At 63.2% G+C, this 22,823-nt stretch carries 20 protein-coding genes; 15 read left to right on the forward strand and 5 right to left on the reverse strand.

The genetic code is table 11. The features are described from left to right. A partial coding sequence (locus JQ631_RS31275; RefSeq protein ID WP_212333658.1) for an Ig-like domain-containing protein occupies positions 1–6,902 on the reverse strand: 6,902 nt, incomplete at its 3' end. A 429-nt stretch (positions 6,903–7,331) separates the two neighbouring features. Beyond that, a complete protein-coding gene (locus JQ631_RS31280) occupies positions 7,332–7,508 on the reverse strand; it encodes a hypothetical protein (protein ID WP_212333660.1) in 177 nt (58 codons plus the stop codon). Positions 7,509–7,799: 291 nt separating this feature from the next. On the opposite strand from JQ631_RS31280, the gene JQ631_RS31285 reads away from it, so the two are divergent. From JQ631_RS31285 to JQ631_RS31330, 10 genes are all read left to right on the forward strand, one after another. Next, positions 7,800–8,279, forward strand: coding sequence for a ParB N-terminal domain-containing protein (locus JQ631_RS31285; protein ID WP_212333663.1), 480 nt, complete (start codon positions 7,800–7,802; stop codon positions 8,277–8,279). Positions 8,280–8,481: 202 nt separating this feature from the next. Further along, the gene (locus tag JQ631_RS32445) at positions 8,482–8,997 is read left to right on the forward strand and encodes a hypothetical protein (RefSeq protein WP_249161342.1); all 516 of its coding nucleotides are present in this window, start codon (positions 8,482–8,484) and stop codon (positions 8,995–8,997) included. A 125-nt stretch (positions 8,998–9,122) separates the two neighbouring features. After that, entirely contained in the window at positions 9,123–9,353 is a 231-nt protein-coding gene (locus JQ631_RS31295) for a hypothetical protein (RefSeq protein WP_212333666.1), read from the forward strand. 47 nt (positions 9,354–9,400) lie between these two features. Beyond that, positions 9,401–9,799, forward strand: coding sequence for a hypothetical protein (locus JQ631_RS31300; protein WP_212333668.1), 399 nt, complete (start codon positions 9,401–9,403; stop codon positions 9,797–9,799). 1,090 nt (positions 9,800–10,889) lie between these two features. Next, the gene (locus JQ631_RS31305; RefSeq protein WP_212333670.1) at positions 10,890–11,792 is read left to right on the forward strand and encodes an STAS domain-containing protein; all 903 of its coding nucleotides are present in this window, start codon (positions 10,890–10,892) and stop codon (positions 11,790–11,792) included. Positions 11,793–11,794: 2 nt separating this feature from the next. Next, positions 11,795–12,184, forward strand: a complete 390-nt coding sequence (locus tag JQ631_RS31310) for an STAS domain-containing protein (RefSeq protein ID WP_212333672.1) — start codon at positions 11,795–11,797, stop codon at positions 12,182–12,184. Then, positions 12,165–12,569: an anti-sigma regulatory factor gene (locus tag JQ631_RS31315; protein WP_212333674.1), complete on the forward strand. Its 405-nt coding sequence runs from the start codon at positions 12,165–12,167 to the stop codon at positions 12,567–12,569. Before JQ631_RS31310 ends, JQ631_RS31315 begins: the two co-directional genes overlap by 20 nt. 2 nt (positions 12,570–12,571) lie before the next feature. Next, positions 12,572–13,561, forward strand: coding sequence for an ATP-binding SpoIIE family protein phosphatase (locus JQ631_RS31320; RefSeq protein ID WP_212333677.1), 990 nt, complete (start codon positions 12,572–12,574; stop codon positions 13,559–13,561). Positions 13,562–13,566: 5 nt separating this feature from the next. Further along, positions 13,567–15,336: an ATP-binding protein gene (locus JQ631_RS31325; RefSeq protein ID WP_249161344.1), complete on the forward strand. Its 1,770-nt coding sequence runs from the start codon at positions 13,567–13,569 to the stop codon at positions 15,334–15,336. Continuing rightward, positions 15,333–16,943, forward strand: coding sequence for a response regulator (locus JQ631_RS31330; protein WP_212333682.1), 1,611 nt, complete (start codon positions 15,333–15,335; stop codon positions 16,941–16,943). Before JQ631_RS31325 ends, JQ631_RS31330 begins: the two co-directional genes overlap by 4 nt. 42 nt (positions 16,944–16,985) lie before the next feature. Here the strand turns inward: JQ631_RS31330 and JQ631_RS31335 are convergent, their stop codons facing one another. From JQ631_RS31335 to JQ631_RS31345, 3 genes are all read right to left on the reverse strand, one after another. Next, positions 16,986–17,558, reverse strand: a complete 573-nt coding sequence (locus JQ631_RS31335) for an SET domain-containing protein (RefSeq protein ID WP_212333685.1) — start codon at positions 17,556–17,558, stop codon at positions 16,986–16,988. A gap of 160 nt (positions 17,559–17,718) precedes the next feature. Continuing rightward, positions 17,719–18,342: a DUF6321 domain-containing protein gene (locus JQ631_RS31340; protein WP_212333688.1), complete on the reverse strand. Its 624-nt coding sequence runs from the start codon at positions 18,340–18,342 to the stop codon at positions 17,719–17,721. 62 nt (positions 18,343–18,404) lie between these two features. After that, positions 18,405–19,130, reverse strand: a complete 726-nt coding sequence (locus JQ631_RS31345) for a TetR/AcrR family transcriptional regulator (RefSeq protein ID WP_212333691.1) — start codon at positions 19,128–19,130, stop codon at positions 18,405–18,407. Positions 19,131–19,236: 106 nt separating this feature from the next. Between JQ631_RS31345 and JQ631_RS31350 the strand changes: the two genes are divergently transcribed. From JQ631_RS31350 to JQ631_RS31370, 5 genes are all read left to right on the forward strand, one after another. Continuing rightward, positions 19,237–20,634, forward strand: a complete 1,398-nt coding sequence (locus JQ631_RS31350; RefSeq protein ID WP_212333693.1) for a carotenoid oxygenase family protein — start codon at positions 19,237–19,239, stop codon at positions 20,632–20,634. A 43-nt stretch (positions 20,635–20,677) separates the two neighbouring features. After that, positions 20,678–21,160: an MAPEG family protein gene (locus tag JQ631_RS31355; protein ID WP_212333696.1), complete on the forward strand. Its 483-nt coding sequence runs from the start codon at positions 20,678–20,680 to the stop codon at positions 21,158–21,160. A 75-nt stretch (positions 21,161–21,235) separates the two neighbouring features. Then, positions 21,236–21,811 carry a hypothetical protein gene (locus JQ631_RS31360; RefSeq protein WP_212333699.1) on the forward strand — a complete coding sequence of 192 codons (576 nt, stop codon included), beginning with the start codon at positions 21,236–21,238 and terminating at the stop codon, positions 21,809–21,811. 13 nt (positions 21,812–21,824) lie between these two features. Then, positions 21,825–22,379 carry an inner membrane-spanning protein YciB gene (locus tag JQ631_RS31365; RefSeq protein WP_212333702.1) on the forward strand — a complete coding sequence of 185 codons (555 nt, stop codon included), beginning with the start codon at positions 21,825–21,827 and terminating at the stop codon, positions 22,377–22,379. A gap of 109 nt (positions 22,380–22,488) precedes the next feature. Continuing rightward, positions 22,489–22,785, forward strand: a complete 297-nt coding sequence (locus tag JQ631_RS31370; protein ID WP_212333705.1) for a hypothetical protein — start codon at positions 22,489–22,491, stop codon at positions 22,783–22,785. The last annotated feature ends 38 nt before the right edge of the window (positions 22,786–22,823 follow it).

The following is a 22,823-nucleotide window of genomic DNA, read 5'->3' on the forward strand; positions in this document are numbered from 1 at the left end:
TGACCGGCCTGGATCGTGTAGGTGAACACCAGCTGGTTGCCGCCGGTCCCCGAGGCGTAGCTGGCCTGCACCGTCGTGCCGCCGATGTTCAGCGCCAGCTGTGGCGTGCCGGTCACCGTGACGGCCTCGTTGAAGGTCACGGTGACGCTGACCACGTCGCCGGCATTGAGCGTGTTGTTCTGCGCGCCCGTCGCGCTGGTGATTGCCTCGGTGCTCACCGTCGGCGCGGCCGTATCGACCTTGAAGCTGGCATTGTCGACCACCGCCGCTGCGGTCAGCACCGCCGCGTTGCCGGCGGCATCCGTGATCGCGCCGCCGTTCAGGCTCAGCGCGTTGGCATCGAGGCTGATGCCGTTGGCGTCGGTCTGACCGGCCTGGATCGTGTAGGTGAACACCAGCTGGTTGCCGCCGGTCCCCGTGGCATAGCTGGCCTGGACCGTCGTGCCGCCGATGTTCAGCGCCAGCTGTGGCGTGCCGGTCACCGTGACCGCCTCGTTGAAGGTCACCGTGACGCTGACGACGTCGCCGGCATTGAGCGTATTGTTCTGTGCGCCGGTCGCGCTGGTGATCGCCTCGGTGCTTACCGTCGGTGCGGCCGTGTCGACCTTGAAGCTGGCATTGTCGACCACCGCCGCTGCGGTCAGCACCGCCGCGTTGCCGGCGGCATCCGTGATCGCGCCGCCGTTGAGGCTCAGCGCATTGGCGTCGATGCTGATGCCGTTGGCGTCGGTCTGGCCGGCCTGGACCGTGTAGGTGAACACCAGCTGGTTGCCGCCGGTCCCCGTGGCGTAGCTGGCCTGCACCGTCGTGCCGCCGATGTTCAGCGCCAGCTGCGGCGTGCCGGTCACCGTGACCGCCTCGTTGAACGTCACCGTGACGCTGACGACGTCGCCGGCATTGAGCGTGTTGTTCTGTGCGCCTGTCGCGCTGGTGATCGCCTCGCTGCTCACCGTCGGTGCGGCCGTGTCGACCTTGAAGCTGGCATTGTCGACCACCGCGGCTGCGGTCAGCACTGCCGCGTTGCCGGCGGCATCCGTGATCGCGCCGCCGTTGAGGCTCAGCGCATTGGCGTCGATGCTGATGCCGTTGGCGTCGGTCTGGCCGGCCTGGACCGTGTAGGTGAACACCAGCTGGTTGCCGCCGGTCCCCGTGGCATAGCTGGCCTGCACCGTCGTGCCGCCGATGTTCAGCGCCAGTTGCGGCGTGCCGGTCACCGTGACCGCCTCGTTGAACGTCACCGTGACGCTGACGACGTCGCCGGCATTGAGCGTGTTGTTCTGTGCGCCCGTCGCGCTGGTGATCGCCTCGGTGCTCACCGTCGGTGCGGCCGTGTCGAGCGTGACGACAAGGGCTGCGGTCGTCGACGTATTGCTGAAGCCGTCGCTGAGCTCTGCAGAGATCGACTTGACACCGTCAGGACCGAGATCACCGTCGGTCACCGTCAAGCTGACGCTCTGGGCGCTGATCTCCGCTGCGGTGATGGTGTGCAACACCGGATGGGCGAACGGCGATCCGGCGAGCAACAGCTGGATCGTATCTCCTGCGGTGACGTTGGCGCCGAGCGCGACCGTGAAAGTCGGTGCGGTTACGTTCGTCGTGTTGTCGCTGCTGGAAATGCCGGAATCGAATGCTGACACCAGGTCCGGCGTACCGCCGGTCGGGGCGTTGGTGTTCAGCGTATAGGTCACAGTGTTGCTGACGCCCTGGTTGCCGGCAGCATCAGTTGCCTGCGCAGTCAGGCTGTTGGCGTCGCTGTGCAGCGTAACGTCCGTGCTCCAGCTACCGTTGGCCTGGATGGTTGCGTGGCCGACGACCGAGGCGCCATCGTCCAGCACGGTCACGATCAAGCCCGCGTCAGCGGGATCCGCGGTTCCGCTAATCGTCTGCAGGGATTGATTGGTATTGCCGCCCGAGTTGCTGATGGCCAGCACGGGGGGGCTTGTGTCGAGCGTGATCGTCAGGGCGTTAGTGGTCGAGCTATTGCCCGCCTGATCGGTGAATTGGGCCGAGATCAGTTTCAGCCCATCAGCTCCGAGATCACCGGAGGTCACCGTGAAACCGATGCTTTGGGCCGCGATATCGCCTGCGGTGATCGTTCGCAGCAGAGGATGCGAGAACGACGCCCCACCGAGCAACAGCTGGACCGTATCCCCCACCGCCACGCTGGGACCAAGCGCAACCGTCAACGTCGGGGCCAATACGTTGGTGGTGTTGTCGCCGCTGGAGGAGCCGGAATCCGAACTCGCAATCAGATCCGGTATGCCGCCGGACGGGACGGTCTGATCCAGTGTGTAGCTGTGGCCGGTACCCGCGGCAACATTGCCAGCGAGGTCGATGGTGCGGACCGACAGAAAGCTGCCACCACTGGAGAGGATCACCCCGGGCGCCGACCATGTGCCGCCTGTCGCGTTTGCGGTCACCCAGTTCGTGCCGTCGATACTGACCTGAATCGACTCGCCTGGCGCCAGAGCGCCCACATACGTTCCGGCCACCGTCTGCGATGCGACATTGGTGACGAAATCGCCCGACGAACTGCCGCTATCCGAACCGAGTGACGTCACCGTCGCAACCGCTGACGGCGCACTGGTGTCCAGCGTGTACGCGTGCCCCGTTCCGGTGAGAGTGTTGCCCGCGAGATCGATCGTCCGAACCGACAACACGCTCCCGGTGGCCGACAATGTCACCCCGGACGCTGCCCAGGTGCCGTTCGACGCATTGGCGACCGCAGTCACCCAAGTTGTGCCGCCATCAGCGCTGACCTGGATGGACTCGCCGCTACCGAGGGCGCCCGAATAGGTACCGCTGACGGTCTGTGACGCGATGCTGGTGACGAAATCACTCGGGGAGGTTCCGCTGTCCGAACCGAGCGCCGTCACCGCCGCCACCGCCGACGGCGCGACCGTGTCGAAGGCATAGCTGTGGCCCGTCCCAGCCTTGATATTGCCCGCAAGGTCGATCGTGCGGACCGACAGCGTGCTTCCACCAGCCGCCAGCGTTATCCCGGAAGCCGACCACGTGCCGTTGGTTGCATTGGCGGCCGCGGTGACCCAGCTCGTGCCACCATCTGCGCTAACTTGAATCGTTTCGCCGAAAGCCAGGGCACCCGTATAGGTGCCGCTCACGGTTTGCGATGCGACGTTGGTGACGAAATCACTCGCGGAGCTGCCGGTGTCGGAGCTTAGCGCCGTGACGGTCCCTATCGCGGTCGGCGCGGTCTGATCCAGCACGTAAGCGGGGCCCGTGCCCGGCGTGGTGTTCCCTGCCGGGTCGATCGTGCGAACCGACAGCAGACCGGCACCGGGCGACAACACGACCCCGGATGCCGACCAATTGCCGCCCGATGCCGTCGCTGTCACCCAAGTCGCGCCGCCATTGGCACTGACCTGGATCACCTCGCCCGAGCCGAGCGCCCCGGTGTAGGTCCCGCTGATCGTCTGCGAGGCGACGTTGGTATTGAAGTCGGTCGACGAGTTGCCGCTGTCCTGGCTCAGCGCCGTGACGGTCGCGACCGCGGTCGGAGGCGTCGTGTCGAGCGAAATGACAATGGTGTTGCTGATACCGACATTGCCTGCAACGTCGGTATCCTGGGCAACCAGGCTATTGCTCCCCTCAGACAGGGAAACGACCGTGCTCCAGCTTCCATCCGCACCGACCACGGCGCCGGCGACGGACTGGCCATTATCGAACACGATCACGGTCGTGCCTGCGTCAGCCAGATCCACTGTTCCAGCAATAATCTGGCTGGCCTGATTGGTCAGACCGCTGCCGCTCGTGATCGCGACGACCGGCGGAGCCGTGTCGATCGTGATCGCCTGAACCGCTGCGTTGATGGTGTTGTTGGCGGAATCGACGACACGCGCTTGATACGAGAAATTCGAGATGTGCACGGCCGGATCGGCCAGGCTCCATGTCGATCCCGACGTCTGAGTGGCATCACTCCACGTGACGCCACCGTCGCTGCTGATCTGAATCTTCTCGCCGGCCGACAGTGTGCCGTTGGTCCCCGAAACGGTCAGTGCTGTACCGTTGGTGACAAAGTCTCCAGCCACACCGCTGTCCGGGCTGATCGACGTAATCACAAGCGGCAGCGCAATGTTGAGATTTGCGATCGAAGCGGCCGACTTGATGGAATCCGACACCGTGTAGTCAAACACGACATGACCGCTAAATCCGGGATCCGGCGTATAGGTCCATGTCAGACCACCGTTCGGGACGAGACTGCCGCCCCCGCTCTTTATCGCCAGCGATGTGATGGTCAGCGACGGTCCGTCGATATCGGCGACACCCCCAAGCAACGCCGCCGACGTGATCGTATACGAAGTGCCCTGCTGACCCTGCGCGAGCGTGACCGGCGCTGCGACCGGAGCCGCATCCACGGTCTGGGTCTTCGGCTGCACGCCGTCATGCACGGTCACGAAAACGGGTATCGTGATGGTGCCATTGTCGGCTGACAGCTTGATGATGAATTCCTGGGTGGCATCCTCACCGAAAGCGAGTGCGGCGAAGTCGCTCTTCGATTCACTGAACGTCCAATTGATGTGTCCGGCGGAATCAAAGCTTGCGCTGAAATTTGGCGTCGAATTGCCAAACTGATCGGTCACGCTGATATCGACACCGGTGTAGTCGCCGGTAATCGCGATCGAACCGTTCGCGGTCAGCACGGCCGGCGATTTCGCTGTTTCCAGGATAATGGCGCTAAGGCCCGAGGTGGGGTCGGCAAAGAAGATATTGTTGCTGTTGCCGAAGGCGACGTACTGGCCGCCGGCGCTGATGGCCGCGCCGCCATTCGAAGCAGCACTCGCACCATCGGAAACCAGCTTGTAGACGGGTGAAGCCGGGTTCGTGACATCGACGACATAGATGTCGGCAAAGCCGTTGTGATCGGCCGACGTCAGCTGCGCGTCGCTGGTAAAGACGATGAAATGCCCGTCGGGGCTCAGCACGGGACTGTAATTGCTGCCTGAGGCGCTCGAGGTATGGAATACGACCGCGCCGGCGTTCAGATCATAGAGATAAACCTCGGAATGGCCGGCGCTGTCGGTGCTCTGGTACGCGACCAGGTGGCCGTCGGCGCTGACGGACGGGGGCGCCGTGCCGGCACCGATGGCAGTGCTCCCGATCGGGGTAATTCCTCCTGTCGACAGGTCGAGCACGTCGAGTTGACCCGCTCCTCCGGACACCGCTGCGACTGAATGCCAGAACGCAACGACATGGCCGTCGGCACTGATTGCGGGCTTCCAAAGCGCCCCCGAGCTTCCGGCGGCGGCCGGCGTGATCACGGCCGTCAGACTGCCCTGCAAATCGTAGATCGCGATATTGCCGTTACCCTGCTCGACCACGATCGAGCTGCCGTCGCCATTGACGGCGGGAGCGCTTCCCGGCGCCAGCTGGGTCTGGACATGATAATGCGCCGGATCGGACGGGTCCGTGCCGTAGACGAACACGAAGCTCCCGCTACCGTCGGATCCCTGATAGACGATATACCGGCCATCGGAACTGATCGTCGGCGTGCCGTAGCTCCAGCCGCCTGACGGAGAGGCAATTGTGGTGGTCGTGCCCGTTTCGCGGCTGAAAAAATAGATGGCGCCGTCGGGATCGTAGACCACGTCACCATTGGCACTCATGACCGGGCCGATGTGATCTCCCGCCCCCGAGGTGATCGCCGCTACGCTCGGCGGTGTGACGACAAACGGTATCGACGACAGCTTGACCGGGATAATGATCGGATCGGCCGTAACAACCTTGGTCGCCGGCAAGCCCGTGCTCGTGTCAGACGGATTGACCGTGACGACAGCTGTCGACGTCGTCGCGCCCGAGGGTTGAACGGTGGTTGTTCCGGCCGGTGGATGATACTCGGTACCGGGCGGCTGGAGCGGCGGACTGCCGGCGAACTTTGTCGTGCTATTCGGACTCGGGTTGTTGTTGTTCTGATCCTTGTTCTCGGTGTGCTGGGGAAGATTTGGAAACATCTGCTTGCCGGAATCATACGTGCTCAGCACTTGCTGGAACGCACTGAATTCCTGCGCGACCTGATCTGTCGTCTTGTTGCTCTGCTGAGCAATCACGTCGAAATTTGCGGTCGGCGTCAGCGTCAGCGTCGATCCGTTGCTCGTGACCGTTCCGATCAAGACGCCGGCCGTGTTGAAAACCTGAACGGCATGCACCTGACCGTCCTGCTGATCGACGACGGAGACTGACACCTTTCCATCGGTCGCAGACACATCGAGAATCACGGCCGTGCCGCGAATGCCGATCGTGGCGGTAGGCGTTGCGACCCGCATATCGCCGGTCTTTGCAACCTGCCCCGCCACGAAGCTGGCGGCGCCCTGAACCAGCGTCATCAGCGAGCTGTTGGAAGTGCTGCTGGCGTCGTAGGTCAGTTCGTTCAACAAGAACCGCGAACTGGCGGAAAGATTGAACGTCGTGCCATCGTCGAGCACCAGACCAAGGGTCGACCCGCTGCCCGTCTGCACCACGTCGCTCTGGTAGACGACATCACCGACATTGGCGACGATCGTCACGCCGTTGCGGACGATGCTTGCGCTGCCGGTCATCTTGACGACGTGGCCGACGACCTTGCCGCCGGCGGCTGGCGCGCCGGCCTGCGCATAATGGGTGTGCCCCGTCAGAGCGTCGACAACGCCGGGGTCGAGTGGCGCTCCTTCCGGAGAAACGAGCAATGGGCGCACGTGGTCGCGAAAATAATTCGGGACGATCACCCGATGAAGCTCGTCCGACAGGATCAGGTCGGCGCCCATACGCTCAAAGTTGCCGGAGAACAACAGATGCGCGTCGGGAATTTCAACGCTGCCCGTGGGCCGATCATCGGCAGCCGAAACGGGGCCGAAATGAAGGGATTGGTGATCCGAGCCGATCGACGGCAATGTGTCGGTGTACTTCAAGGCGCCACCGTAAATAGTTAAAAATAAATTAAATTATTTCTTGGAATAGCATTAGGACGCCCTTCGGAAAAGTGGTCACACGCGCGTTACGCGAGTTTTTCCGCCTGTAATTAATTTGGCGAGCGGCGCAAATTCACAGAACCCGAATTTAAGGCAACAGGCTGATTTTATTCAGTAATCGACATCGACGCCATCAAGCGCCCGCAATTCCCGGCCGTGGTCGGCCAGGAGCAGGCCATGAGGCCAGGTCCGATCGGAGAATGGAGGAGGCTACAACCAGGGCCGCAGAAAAACCCCCGAGGCCTAAAATCCCCGGGCGTCAATGTCTGAAATCCGCGTCAGGCGGGGTGCTGAATTCCCCACTCCGCCTGCTTGGTGTCGGGCCTCCGCGGTACTGAAGAAGTTTGCGGATGCTCTGGCCGACTGTGGTCAGGCTGCACCGTCGAATGTGGCGATCAGCGCCCGCACATCACTTGCAAGAGTGCGATAGCGCTCGCCCAGCCTCAGATACAGCCCACGCTCTCCCTCCTGCACGCGGCTTGCAATCAACTCGCATTCAGCCGCCAGGTCTTCAAAGCGTTCCAGCTTGGCTTGGAAAGCAGTCATGAGACATTCCCCCACTCGTTACCAAAAGGGATAAGAAACTTAACTCTCCAATTGCCGCGGAGTAAACTGTCCTTTGCTGGATTTTCTCGCACGCATCAATTTGGGATCGCTACCTCAGGTCGATTTTGCGTTGCACAAGCGATGTGCGGCGTGCAGCATCAAGACGATGATGGTTCCATCACAAGCTGCCTTGAGGCTGAGCCGAAACGGGTTGCCTCTTCCGCTCGCCCGCCCTTAGGATATCGGCTACCGTCATCGCGCGCGACGGCCTGAGTGAAGGGAGCAGAAGCTATGGCGAAAGCGGAAAGCTTCCCGATCGAAAAGATCCATATTCCAGCGAAAAGAGGCAGGACGCTCCAGCCGGCGCGCGTTCGTGAGCTCGCGGAAAGCATTCTCGAGACGGGCCAGCAAGCTCCCATTTCCGTTCGGGTCGACAAAGACCAGTTCGTTCTGGTTGAAGGACTGCATCGGCTTGAGGCCTGCAGGGCCCTTGGCGAAACCTCCGTCATCGCCGTCGTGGTCCAGGCCGAGGATCCTCAGCACAGAAAGCTGCTCTCCGACAGCACCGAATTGGAGGCCGAGCGCGACAAGATGGTTCGGTTGAGGCAGCTCCGACTCGAGAAAGAGGCCGCCGCTGCGGTCGCCGCCCCGCCTGCAAAGCCCGGCGCCTCCTCGCCGCGACCAAAACGAACGACGCCGGCATCGCGACCCGGACCGCAAACCCTGTCGCAATGGATAGCTCGTCAGAAAAGCGACGGCAGTCGTTACTGATTTTCTTGCGCCCTCCGGGCTAATCCCGACCCACGATTAACTGCGGCGATCAAATTGCGTACCGATCAACTGGCCAATATCTATGTTTGGCCATAGCATCTGTCGCTTCGATGTTGCATCGACCAGGCAGCTATTCGTTATCGCGGAATGGGCGGGACTTGAGATCATTGAGCGAGCGTAGAGTGCTATCACGACGGACGTCATGAACGAGAGCGCGAACACATCTTGCCCCGCCCTCATGGAGGACGAGCAAGCCGACCTTCCCGAGCATTTTGACTGGAGCGCATTGGCGTTACCGCGATCGAAGTTGATTCCGGCTTCAGCAACCAGCGCGGGCAATATCTCTTCGGAACATCACGCCGCATCTGGCGATGACCGGGTTTCACCGCAAACCCCACCGGCGATCGTTGAAGCGGGCCGTCAACCCGACCTTCCAGCACCAGAGACATCTACGGTCATCAGCCAGGAGCCATTGGCCGTCGCCAAACGATTTCATCCACCACTCCCCTTGCCGAAGCATCGCATTCTCCGACTACGATTTTCCGATGTCGGTGAACCCCGCGAACCGGGCGAGCATCGCTCGCACTACGGCCCCGTCGAAATTACCCGACACGATCTCGCCGTCTGGAAGGCGTTTCCGAATGCCATCTTCACGGTCATACAACCGTCGCCCTACTCGAACGCGACGATCTCCCGACTTGGGACTTTCGAGGTTTGATCGGCCTCTGGCCGCAATAACGGTCCATCGCCTTTGAACGAATGTGAATTGGCCCAACGATTACCCCTGAGGTAATCGAATTGGGCCCCGCATCGGCGCATCTTCGGTCACGACTGGAGATGACCATGATCGCGCTGCTGCTCTACCGCTTTCTCGCTGACCATTTCGTGCCCTGGGCCATAACCTTCGCGGCCCGGATGCTGGCGCGTGGGCTCAACATGCCCGAGCCGCTGGTGCATTCGACCGGCGACTATGTCGTCGCGCAGGTCACCGCCTTCGAGCACAGCGTCGCCAGCAGCCTCTGCCCGTTCCGCCTCGCCCGCCTGCTCCGTGCCTGGTGGTGCGGACTGCATTGAGTTCACCCCAAGTCCACTCAAGCCCAACCCAACCACGGAGACCTCCGATGATCGATGCATCCACCTTCCTGCGCCGCGCCCTGCTCGCCGACACCGTCTTCAGTGGCCTCTCCGCAATCGGCCTCACCTTCGCCGCCGGCGCGTTCGCGACGCTGTTCAACCTGCCCGAGGCGCTGTTGCGCGAAACCGGCCTGTTCCTGATTGCCTATACCGCGCTGGTCGGCTGGCTTGCCTCGCGCACAGTGGTGCCGAAGGCGCTCGTGCTGCTGGTCGTAGTCGGCAATGCCGCCTGGACAGTCGGCAGCATCGCCCTGCTGTTCTCGGGCGCGGTGTCGCCAAACCTCACCGGCGAGTTGATGGTCGTGGCACAGGCGATCGCAACCGGCGTGTTCGCGGAGTTGCAATATCTGGGCTTGCGGAAGAGCGGGCGTGTGGTGGCAGCGTGAGGCGCTCGTATCCCGGGCGCGCTGCGTCCGGGGCGCGAGCGGTAAGTAGAGCGCACACCCCTCTCCACGCCGTCATTGCGAGCGCAGCGAAGCAATCCAGAATCCCTCCGCGGGGACGGTCTGGATTGCTTCGTCGCTGCGCTCCTCGCAATGACGGAACGTGCGGAGACGGCGTCGGTCTCTCAACTTGCATCTCCTTGTAGGCATACATTCGCGTTCTCGCGGCGCATTTCGCCCGAGCTTTGCTTCAACGTGCCGCACCTCTTTCGAAAGAGGGTGCAGGGAAGGCCGGGCGCCGGCTGGCACCCGTGGTCCGTGCGCAAGGGAATGCACACGGGTTGGACGACAGGTCAGCCGAGGTTCGGCCTTCCCTGCGCGGTGGTTTTAACGGCTTCCTTCGTGCTCTCCCCGGGGAGCGATGCACTATTGCCCCCGTCGTCTCACGGATGGCTGAAGAGCGCGCCCGGTCGGGCTGCACACCTCACCGCAAGGCTTGACGCACAGACTCCGGGCGCCAGGACCACACGACTTCTCCGTCCGCGGACGGTCCCACCGGGCCCTCGAAAGCTGGCGTGTGCTCGCCTTCGATGCCAATGAGGCCGCTGTTACTGCGCCGTGTCGTACCGCGGATCGCAACGTCTCACGGGGATCGCCCGCCCTGCCATCACGTCGCGCGCCGACGCTGCCGCGTCCACCGCCGCCTGGCCTGCGCTCGTGACGATCGCGAAACGCCCCTTTTGACGGGCCAGGACGGAACAAGCGATACTACAAAACCGAAATTCGGTAAATAAGAATATTTTGGGTTGCGGCGCTTGACACGCTGTGTCGCCCGGCCCCATCGCCGAAATGTTCAAAAGTGAACACAAGACCGCGGCGTCAAAAAGTTCCCGAAATTTAGGAACCATTGGTTCCAGGGGGCGTTCCGCTGATGGTCGAGTTGGGCTCGGCTTTAGGGGCCGAGGGGGAATGCGTCGTCGCCGACGGCGGGACTTCCAACTGATTCAGTGAGATGCAGGCGGGGCGCAGGAATTCCCCGACGATCGCCTGCGCGGTTGAGTGGACGCATTCGTGCGTGCTGAAGGAGAAAATAATGGCTGGGCAGGTCGTAAGTGACGTCGCATCGCTCGTTTCGCGAAACGAGCAAACCATCCTTCCCGAATGGATCGAATTGCAGAAGAAGGCCGGCACGCTCCACACCGGCCGGATCTCGGAAGGCGAACTGCAGTCGCAGTCGAAGAATTTTCTCCATCTGTTTCGCGACGCCCTCGCCCAGGCCGGGGCTGACGCGGCCAATCCAGCCTACGAACCGGCAAAAGCGATGCTGGCCGATCTCTCCCGATCGCGCGCATTGCAGGGCTTTTCGCCGAGCGAGACCGCGACGTTCATCTTTTCGCTGAAGCAACCGTTGTTCAACGCATTGAACCGCGATCGCGCGCTCTCGGCCGACCAGATCGCGACGACCGTGTGGTCGACCACGCTGCTGCTGGATGAGCTTGGCTTGTTCACGCTCGAAATATTCCAGAAGAGCCGCGAAGAGGTCATCGTCCGTCAGCAGCGCGAGATCGCCGAACTGTCAACACCCGTCGTGAAGCTCTGGGAGGGAATTCTGGCCCTGCCACTGATCGGGACGCTCGACAGCCAGCGAACCCAGGTCGTGATGGAAAATCTGCTGCAGACGATCGTCGACACCGAGGCAGAGATTGCGATCATCGACATTACCGGCGTACCGACCGTCGACACACTCACAGCCCAGCATCTGCTGAAAACGGTCGCGGCAGCCCGCCTGATGGGAGCCGACTGCCTGATCAGCGGGATCCGGCCTCAGATCGCGCAGACCATGGTGCATCTCGGCGTCGAACTGAATGTCATCTCCAAGGCGACGCTGGCCGACGCCTTCGCGGTCGCGTTGCGCCAGACCGGTCGCGCCGTGGTCAAGAAGAGGATCGAGGGCGCAACGCTCTCGACCAGCAAGATCGGCGGGCAGGACGCCTGACGATGGATCGCATCCCTATCCTCAAATTCGGCAACGCCCTGCTCGTCACCATCCAGGTCGACATGCACGATCGGCTGGCGACCGCGCTGGAAGAAGATCTCACCAGCAGGATCGTCACGCACAATGCCCGGGGCGTGCTCATCGACATTTCCGCATTGGAGGTCGTAGACAGCTTCATCGGTCGGATGCTGGACAATATCGCCGCCGTTTCGCGTATCCTCGATGCCGATACGGTCGTCGTCGGGATGCGGCCGGCCGTTGCCATCACGCTGGTCGAACTCGGCCTGTCGCTGACCGGCGTCAAGACCGCGCTGAACGTCGAGCGTGGAATGGCGATGATTCAAGGCCGCCTCTCCGCGTCGGAGGCAGACGATGCCGACGACGAAGACTGAGCAGATCGAGATCAGGATCTCGGACGACGTGGTTCGGGTGAGGCAACTCACACGAACGTTCGCGGTCGAGGTCGGGTTGAGCCTGGTCGATCAGACCAAGATCGTTACCGCCTCCAGCGAGCTCGCGCGCAATACGCTCGACTATGGCGGCGGCGGTGAAGTGACCGCCGAAATCGTCGACCAGGGCGGCCGGCGCGGAGTTCGGCTGACGTTCGACGACAAAGGCCCGGGCATTGCCGACATCGAACAGGCCCTCAAGGACGGCTTTACATCAGGCAAGGGCATGGGCCTCGGCCTCGGCGGCGCGAAGCGGCTCAGCAACGAATTTTCCATCGCCTCCAAGCCTGGCGAGGGCACCAAAGTCGTCATCGCACGTTGGAAGTGATCATGAAATCGGTCGGCGTCAACGATCAGAGCGGCGTCGCGGAGGCAAGGCGGGCAGCCACCGATCTCGCGCACCGCGTGGGCTTCAACGAAACCGACACCGGCAAGCTCGCTCTGGTCGCGACCGAACTTTCAACCAACCTCGTCAAGCATGGCTCTGGCGGGGAAATTCTCGTCGGCAGTTATGAGGACAATGAAAGCCAGGGGATTGAAATCATCGCGCTCGACAAGGGCAAGGGCATGACCAATGTCGCGGCATGCCTCGAAGACGGGTATTCCAGTGCGGGCACGGCGGGGCGCGGGCTGGGCGCCGTGGTGCGACAATCTCACTTCGTCGACGTCGGTTCGTGGCCCGGAATTGGCACCGCTGTGCTGGCCCGCGTCGCGCCCGAAGCCCTTCCTGCCGGCAAGCCGCCGACCGTCCCGACCTGGGGCGGCGTGTCCGTTCCCAAGGCGGGAGAGGATGTCTGCGGCGATGCCTGGAGCGTGTCGAACACGGGAGACGTGCGCACGCTCATGGTGGCCGACGGGCTGGGGCACGGGCCGGAAGCCGCTGAAGCGGCCGTCGAGGCCGTTCGGCTCTTCCAACGCTATAACGGCCACACCGTCGCCAACCTGATCGACTACATCCACGGTGGTCTTCGCGCCACGCGGGGGGCGGCTGTCTCGATCGCACGCTTCGATCCTGCCATCGGGAACATCAACTTCTCCGGGATCGGCAACGTCGCCGGCATCATCCTGACCGCCGGCGAGACCAAGCGGATGGTGTCGATGGCCGGGACTGCGGGCTTCAACACGAGGAAGATCCGGGCTTTCGACTACACGTTCACGCATGGCCTGGTCATCCTGCATTCCGACGGGCTGGCGTCGAATGTCATGGTGGATCGCTACCCGAACCTGTCTGCAAGACACCCGTCGCTGATCGCGGCCATCCTCTACCGTGACTTCACCCGGCATCGCGACGACGCGACCGTGCTCGTGGCCAAATGGTGAGGCTCATGGCGGCATCTTCAAAATCATGGCCCATCGTGACGGTGCCGATCGAGAACGAGAGCGATGTCGTCGCAGTCCGCCAGCGCGCCCACCGCGTCGCCGATCTCCTGGGCTTCGACCGGCAGGATCAGACCCGCATCGCAACTGCGGTCTCCGAGCTCGCGCGCAATGCCTACGGTTACGCAGGCGGCGGCCGCGCCGAGTTCATTCTCGATTCCACCACCACACCGCAGCGTTTCGCCATTCGCATCTGCGACCACGGGCCGGGCATCGCCGATCTCCAGCTCATCCTCGATGGGCAATACCGTTCGCCAAGCGGGATGGGGCTCGGCCTGATCGGCGCACGGCGGCTCATGGACACGTTCAGTATCGATTCCAGGCCCGGCGCAGGGACGACTGTGGAGGTCGGACACAAACTCCCGCACCGCGTTCCGCCATGGCCACGTTCCAGGTTGACCGAAATCGTATCCAGCCTGAAGAAGGACACGTCGTCCGATCCCCTCGCCGCTCTGCGCGAGCAGAACCGCGAATTGATGCAGAGCCTGGAGGAGCTGCGACGGCGCGAGGAGGAGAGCCAGCAGCTCAACCAGGAGCTTGGCGATACCAACCGCGGCGTGGTCGCGCTCTATGCCGAGCTCGACGGCCGAGCCGAGCAATTGCGCCAGGCGAGCGAATTGAAGACGCGGTTCCTGTCGAACATGAGCCACGAGTTCCGGACGCCGCTCAATTCGGTGCTGGCGCTGTCGCGCCTCCTGCTCGACCGCATCGACGGCGACCTGACGCCGGAGCAGGAACGTCAGGTCGGCTACATCAGACGATCGGCTGAAAGCCTGCTCGACCTCGTCAACGACATGCTTGATCTCGCCAAGGTCGAGGCCGGCAAGGCCGAGATCAAGCCGGTCCGGTTTGCGGTCACGAGCCTGTTCGGCGCATTGCGCGGTGCGTTGAAGCCGCTGCTGACCAGCACGGCCGTCGAATTGCTGTTCGACGCGCCGAAAGACCTGCCGCCACTCTATACCGATGAGGCCAAGGTGGCGCAGATCCTGCGCAACCTGATCTCGAACGCGCTGAAATTCACCGAGGAAGGCGAAGTGCGGGTGACCGCGCGCACGAGCGAAAAGGGCGCCAGCATCATCTTCTCCGTTCGCGATACCGGTATCGGAATCGCACCTGAGCACCATGAGCGCATTTTCGAGGAGTTCTCGCAGGTCGACACCAGACTGCAGAAGAGAGTGAAAGGCACCGGCCTCGGCCTGCCTCTGTCGCGTTCTCTGGCACGGCTGTTGAACGGCGACCTCACCGTCGAAAGCAGTCCGGGCCAGGGCTCGGTTTTCTCCCTGAAGATTCCTGCCTCGCTCGGCGACCCCAATCGCGAATGGCCGGCGCCGTCGGCCGACGAAAGCAAGAGCGTGCTGCTGATCGACGATGACGAGACGTTCCGCTACGTCATGCGTCAGATCGTCGGAAACGAGACGCGCTACGAGTTCATGGAGGCGGACGGCGGGGAGGAAGGATTGCGGCTGGCGCGCGAGAAGCGGCCCGACGTCATCGTGCTCGACTTGCAGATGCCCGCGGTGGACGGTTTCACCGTCCTCCAGGAGCTGGCTGCCGATGATCGTACGAATACCATCCCCGTGGTCATTTCGACATCCATGACGATCGACGGCGCGCTCAGGTCGCGACTGCCGGAGCACGTGCGGCTGATCTCCAAGAATGCGATTTCCCGCGAGAGCGTATCCTCGTTCCTGCGCGACGCCGTTCAAGGTGTGCCATGAGCGTCAGCGAAAAAATCCTCATCGTGAATGTCGATGATCTCGAATCGCAACGTTATGTGAAGACGCGCGACCTGCAGGCCGCAGGCTTTGCCGTCATCGAGGCCCAGACCGGCGCGGAAGCGCTCCGCCTGATCGAGCAACACAAGCCCCCGGTCGTGCTGCTCGACGTTCAGCTGCCTGACATCAGCGGATTCGATGTCTGCGCCTTCATCAAGAAGAAGTGGCCGGAAGTCATGGTGCTGCAGACGTCGGCAACATTCACGACATCAGAGGACCGCGTGAGCGGGCTGAATGCCGGCGCCGATTCCTACCTCGTGCAGCCCGCCGAACCGCTCGAGCTGGCCGCCGCGATCAATGCCCTTCTGCGGGTCCGACGTTCCGAAGACGCCTTGCGGTCGCTGAACGCCACGCTCGACAAGCAGGTGCAGGCACGCACCACGGAGCTGGAAGAAGCGAACCGCAAGCTGCGTCAGGAAGTTGCGCAGCGCCAGAAGGCCGAGTCCGCGCTGTTGCAGGCCCAGAAGATGGAAGCCGTCGGACAATTGACGGGCGGACTTGCGCACGATTTCAACAATCTTCTGACCGCAGTTGTGGGCAATCTCGACCTGATCCGCGCCCGCGCCACCGAGCCGCGCATTTCGAGACTTGCCGAAAATGCCTTCAAGGCCGCCGAGCGTGGCTCGAAACTGACCGCGCAATTGCTGGCGTTTTCGCGAACCCAGAAGCTCGCAACCCAATCCATCGACATCAATCGTTTGATCACGGACGCATACGAACTCCTCAACCAGTCGCTCGGGGCCAATGTCACGATCAAGACCGATCTCGATGCGAGCACGCCATTTGTCATAGCCGACCACAACCAGCTTGAAGTCTCCCTGCTCAATCTGGCGATCAACGCGCGGGACGCGATGCCCGAGGGCGGCACCCTGACGATCACCACAACCTGCGACGAAGTCGACGATCGCAAAGTCGTGCTGTCAGTCGCGGATACCGGCACAGGCATGCCGCCCGACGTGATTGCACGCGCCTTCGATCCGTTTTTCACCACCAAACCCGCCGGGAAGGGAACGGGTCTTGGATTGTCACAGGTCTACGGACTGGTGCGCCAGATGGGCGGCGACGTCGACATCAAGAGCGAGGTCGGCAAAGGTACCTCAATTCTCCTCTCACTGCGCCGGGCGATCGGCAATGCCGAGACGACTGCAGAAGCTCATGGGGCGGCTGAAAGCGGACATGCCGAGCGCATTCTGGTCGTGGACGATGATCACGACGTCCGCGGTCTCATGACCAGCTTTCTTTCGGAAATCGGATACATCGTTCACGAAGCCGATCACGGCAACGCGGCGCTTGCCATGCAGAGGTCAGTCGATCCGCAATTGATGATCATCGATTTTTCGATGCCGGGCACCAACGGTGCCGAGGTCGTGAAGGCGGCGCGGGCGGTGCAGCCGTCCCTGCCCGTTCTGTTCGTCAGCGGCTACGCCGACTCGGCGGCCCTGGAGGCGGCCATGGGAACCGCGCCGTTTCTGCGCAAGCCGTTCAGGCCGGCCGAGCTCGCTTCGGCCGTTCGGACCGCATTGGACGCGGGCAGATCGAACAAGACGTGATCGCACCCGGCCCGGATTGACCTGGCGGCGGCCAAGCAGAAGTTACGCCTTCGCCCGGCCCGCCTTGCCGTTGAAATGCTTGCCGTTGAGCTTCTGCTTTTTGGCGCTCTTGTTTGCGCTCTTGGCGCCCGCCTTCTGCGCTTTGCGCTCCGCACGTGCCTTCACCTTGGCGCGTTCAGCCCGAGCTTCGGCGCGCTGCTTCTTGCGCTTGTTTTCGCAGGAGGCGCACTTGCAGCCGATCGGCTTCAGATAGGCTTTGAAATAATCGGTGCCGTAGTCGTAGTTGATCTCGTCACCCGGCTCGATGTTCTTGATCGCGCGAATGAACACCTTGCGCTCGCGCGGGCGAACGTCCGATTCCGCGTTCGGCCGGCAGGAATGGTTGATGTAGCGGGCAAGGTTCTTGCGCACCGAGCCGTCAATGGTCCAGCGACCGTTGAGTTCGAACAGATATTTGTTCTCGATGTCGTCCTGCGCAGGAATGCGGCAGTCCAGGATCGGCCCGAAATATCGGATGATCCGGGTGCCCTTCTTGATCGGCATGGTGGCGAAGAGGCCGAGTCCGGTCTTGGAGCGGCCGACGCGATAGGATTTGCTTGAGGCGGTGACTGGCATGATCGAGAGAAATGAGGACGCGAACAGGGCCTGATGGGCCCAAGCGAAGCCGCTCTTCTAGAACGATTCCGCGCTGCTGTCAGGCTAATCCGGACCGGGTTTGATGCTTGCCCACAGTGAAGAATGTGCAAGGCTGCGAGTTCCGCGGCATCTCGTATGATCAAGCACTTTCTTTGATACGCCGATAGCGGGCCAGCAAGCGCTCGCCCTTGGCCGCGATGCGCCGCGCGGCCGCCGCTGTCTTCGGCACCGGCTCACCCCAGGCGTGGGCCGACAGCGCATGCCGCGTCGGCTGGCCCTCGGCATCGACCAGAGGTGGCAGTTTCGCGCGGCCGTAGAAGCGCACGGCCCAACTGCCCTTGCGCCGCATCTCCTGCGGCGTCATCTCGGATTCCCGTTTGGTGACGCCCGGCCGCAAATGAGCGCCCTGCTTGCGCGCAAAGGCCTTGCGGCCCGCTGCGGTCAGGCCGCCGCGCGGATCCTTTTCCGTGGCCGATGCACGGCGCTTGCGTGTCCTTGCGGTCTTCCGCGATGTGGATTTGCGCGCGGTGGTCTTGCGCGTCTTCTTCACGGCTTTCTTCGTGCGGGATTTGGAGGATTTGGCCTTGGTGGTTTTCTTCGCTGCCATGCGCATGTTGTCCACGAGGTTGGGATAGCGGCGTCCGGCGCGGCGGGCGCGCGCCTTCGCCGCCGATTTCTGCGCGGAGGTGAGATGTTTCGACGTCTTGCCGGCCCGCTTGCGCGGGTTTTGACGTTTCCAGGGCGCGCGCGATGATCTTGCCATGGGGCGTCAACGCCCGAGCACGGCAAGGGTTCATGGCGAGGGGTTGCGAACGTTCCGTCCGATCAGGTGCTTGGCAGCTTCCCTGCCACCGTCGACCTCAGGATCGCTTCCAGAAGCTGCTCGGCCGTCGTGCCATCAGGCAGCCGCTCCAAGATATCCCCGAGCCGGCCGTCGAGCAGCAGCATGGTGAAGCCGTGTACCATCGACCAGGCCCGCGCGATCGCGGCGCCCTGCTCGATCGTCAGCGCCTTGCCGGTGATCGGCTCCTGCCGCATCGCGCCGATGGCATTGGCCAATCCGGCAAACGAGGATTCCGCGGCCTCGTGCAGCGAGGGCCTGGAATAGTCGAGCCGCTCGGTGCGGAACATCAACCCGTACATGCCGGGATGGGCCTCTGCATAGGCGACATAGGCCTTGGGCCTCGCCAGTGCCCGCTGCAGCGGCGAGGTGGCCGCGTCGCATGACGCGGCCATCGCCGCATTGAACTGGCGAAAGCCGATCGCCGCGAGTTCGCTGACGAGGCCGGTGAGATCGCCGAAATGATGGGTCGGCGCGGCATGCGAGACCCCGGCCTCGCGCGCCACCGCGCGCAGCGTCAGGCCGGCGAGGCCGTCGCGCTCCAGCACCCGTTCGGCCGCCTGAAGCAGCGCCTCGCGCAAGGCGCCATGGTGATAGGGAGTCTCGGTCTTCGCGCTCGCGGGGGGGCGCGCCGGACGCGATGTTGGCGATGTCTTTCTCGGGTTGCGCGGGCGACGCGCGGTTTCGGCGGTGGTGTCTCTCTTGGCCATTTGCAAGCTATATGACGCAATATTGACAGTGTAAAGATTTCACTTGACGGAAGTCGCGATCGCCTCTATGCCATCTTTACGATGTAAAGATAGGGAGGGACACGCCGTGCAGCAGGATGCGACCACTGAGCGCCGCAACAACATCGCGCCGATTCCGTTCGAGGCGGACGCACCGTTCCTCAGGATCGTCGGCGAATTGCCGCGCGAGCTGAACGGCACGCTCTATCGCAACGGCCCCAATCCGCAGTTCGACGCCCCCGGCGCACACTGGTTCGTCGGCGACGGCATGCTGCACGCCTTCCATCTCGAAGAGGGGCGCGCGTCCTACCGCAACCGCTGGGTCCGCACGCCGAAATGGCTCGCCGAGCACGATGCCGGCCGCGCGCTGTTCGGCGGCTTCGGGCGCAAGCTGCCGGGTGCGCCCGCCCACCTCACCGACGGCGGCGTCGCCAACACCAACATCGTCTTCCATGCCGGCAAGCTGCTCGCGCTCGAGGAGGGACATCTGCCGACCGAGATCGAGCCCGGCACACTGGCAACACGCGGCTACGACAATTATCAGGGCCGCATCGCCGGTGCCTTCACCGCGCATCCGAAGGTCGATCCGGTGACGGGCGAGCTGGTGTTCTTCGGCTACAACGCGGCAGGACCGCTGACGCCCGCCCTCTCCTATGGATCGATCGATGCGAGCGGCAAGGTGACGCGCTTCGAGCGTTTTGAGACGCCCTATGCCAGCATGGTGCACGATTTCATCGTCACCGAAAATCACGTGCTGTTTCCGATCCTGCCCCTCACCGGCAGCATGGAGCGCGCGATGAGCGGCAAGCCGCCCTATGCCTGGGAGCCCGAGAAAGGCGCCTATGTCGGCGTGATGAAGCGCAACGGCACGGCAAAGGACATCGTCTGGTTCCGCGGTGACGCCTGCTACGTCTTCCACATCATGAATGCGTGGGAAGACGGAGGCCGCATCGTCGCCGACGTCATGCAGTTCGAAGAGGCTCCGCTGTTTCCGCATCCAGACGGCCGGCCGACGGATCCGGAGAAATCGCGCGCACGCCACTGCCGCTGGACCTTCGATCTCTCAGGGAATACCGACCGCTTCCAGCAGGCCTATCTCGACGATCTCACCGGCGAATTCCCGCGCATCGACGATCGCCGCGCCGGCTTGAAGAGCCGCCACGGCTGGTATGCCTGCGCCAATCCGCGACTGCCGATGTTCGGCGCGCTCTCCGGCATCGTCCATGTCGACGGCACCGGCAAGCGGCTCGGCCAATATCTGCTGCCGGCCGGCGACACCATCTCCGAGCCCGTGTTCGTCGAGCGATCGAAGGATGCGCCCGAGGGCGATGGCTGGCTGCTCGCCGTTGTCTGGCGCGCGCGAGAGAACCGCAGCGACCTCGCCGTGTTCAACGCCACCGACATCGAGGCCGGTCCCGCCGCGCTGGTCCAGCTCGGCCATCGCGTGCCGGACGGATTCCACGGCAATTGGGTGGGAGCGCAGTAGTTCTCCCCGCCACGCCATTGCGATGTCATCAGGGAGACTTCGCATGCACGTCCCCACCGTCACGGCGAACTATCTCGCCATCCTCGCGCTGATCTACGCCGCGCTCGCGTTGCAGGTGATCCGGCTGCGGCGGAGCAGCGGGGCGCCGTTCAACGACGGCGGCAACGAAGGCCTGCGCAGCGCGATCCGAGCCCATGGCAACTTCATGGAATACGTCCCCATCATCACGCTGATGGTCGCGTTTCTCGAAATGTCCGGCGCATCGCCCACACGCATTCACCTGCTGATGGGCGCGCTGGTGCTGTCGCGGCTGCTGCATCCGCTCGGCATGTACGCGACGCCGGGTTCGGTCAGGTTCATGATCTGCCGCGGCGGCAGCATCTTCCTGACCATCGGCCTGTTGATCTCTGGTGCGCTGACCGTCCTGTCGCGCCTGCCCTGGGCTGCCGTCGCCGATGAATTGGCGGATCAAGCCATTGCGACCATTCAATTTTTAGAGGTCATTCACGTCATTTTGACACTGTAAAGATTTCGCTTGACCGTGCATTGGGCCTGAATTATCAATCTTGACATCGTAAAGATTGGTTCGACCGAGGCGACCATGACGATCTTCCTGATCCTTGCCCCCTACGGCGTCTACACCGTCCTGATGTTCATGACTTCCGCTACGGTCAGTGTGTTCGCGGCCTCCGCGATCTGCCTCGCGACCATCGCGATCGACGTCGCCCATGGCCGCTCGGTGAAGATCCTGGCCGCGGGCTCGGCGATCCTGTTCGCGGCCATCGGCCTCTACCTCGCGCTGCTCAATCCTTCGCTCGGCACGCTCGGCGTCAAGCTCTCGGTCGATATCGGCGTCTTCATCATCTCGCTCGGCTCGATGCTCGTGCGCCGGCCCTTCACGCTGCAATATGCGATGGAGTCCGTTCCGGCCGAAACTGCGGCGATGCCCGGCTTCCTCACCGCCAACTACATCATCACCGGCGCATGGACCGTGGCCGCCTTGTTGATGATGGCCGCCAACATCGTGCTGCTCTACTTCCCCGGCCTGCCGGTCTGGCTCGGCCTCGCGGTCGCCTTCGCCGCCCGCAACAGCGCGATCTATTTCACCAAGTGGTATCCCGAATATCGCCAGATCAAGCATGGTGCGCCCGCCGGCGCGCTGCCCGAAGCCCAGTGAGACAGGACCGACAATGAAGGACGTATTCGCCCGCCTCGCCTCCGACTTCCTCTCGGCCATCGTCTTCCTGGTGATCTACCTCGTCACCGACAACGTCATCCTGGCGACGTCGGTTGCGATTGCGGGCGCGATCGCGCAGGTGATCTACGCGCGCGTCAAGGGACGCGAGCTCGGCTACATGACCTATGCGAGCGTGGCGCTCGTCATCGTGCTCGGGACAGTCACGCTGCTCACCAACGATCCCCGCTTCATGCTGGCCAAGCCCGCGATCGCGCATTTCGCGATCGGCGTGATCATGCTCAAGCGCGGCTGGATGCTGCGCTACATGCCGCCGATCGTGGTCGAGACCGCGCCGGAATATGTCACCGCTGCGGGCTATGCCTGGGCGGCGCTGATGTTCGTCCTCGGCGCCGGCACGATCGCGGTCGCTGCCACCGGCGATCTGAAGCTGTGGGCGTTCTACATCTCCGCGGTCGCCGGCGGAGCCAAGGCGCTCGCCTTCGCCGTGCAGTACGTGGTGTTCAGGCTCGTCGTCACCAGCCGCCGGCGCGCCGCCGCCCGCGCCTGATTGCCGCTTCAGGGGCGTTAGGAACCTACCGCGAGTTGCGCTATAGGCTCAACCCAGGACGGGCTGCGGATCATCGCAGTCCGCCGGGATCATGTTCGGGGAGACGCGAATGGCCGTGGACGGCAACTGGAATCTGACCATGACGACACCGATGGGCGAACGCCAGGCGACGCTGAGCCTGAAGGCTGCGGGCGGCACGCTCACGGGCACGCAAGGCGCGGAAGGCAATACCGCCGAGATTTTTGACGGCACCGTCAACGGTGACAGCGTCTCCTGGAAGGTCTCGATCACCAACCCGATGCCGCTCACGCTCGAATTCACCGGCATCGTCGCCGGCGACAGCATCAGCGGCGAGATGGGCATCGGCCCGATGGGAAGCTTCCCGTTCACCGGCGCGCGGGCGTAAGGCTGCTTCCTCGCCCCGCTCTTGCGGGGCGAGGTGAA

This window comes from Bradyrhizobium manausense, from assembly GCF_018131105.1.
Lineage (GTDB): Bacteria > Pseudomonadota > Alphaproteobacteria > Rhizobiales > Xanthobacteraceae > Bradyrhizobium > Bradyrhizobium manausense_B.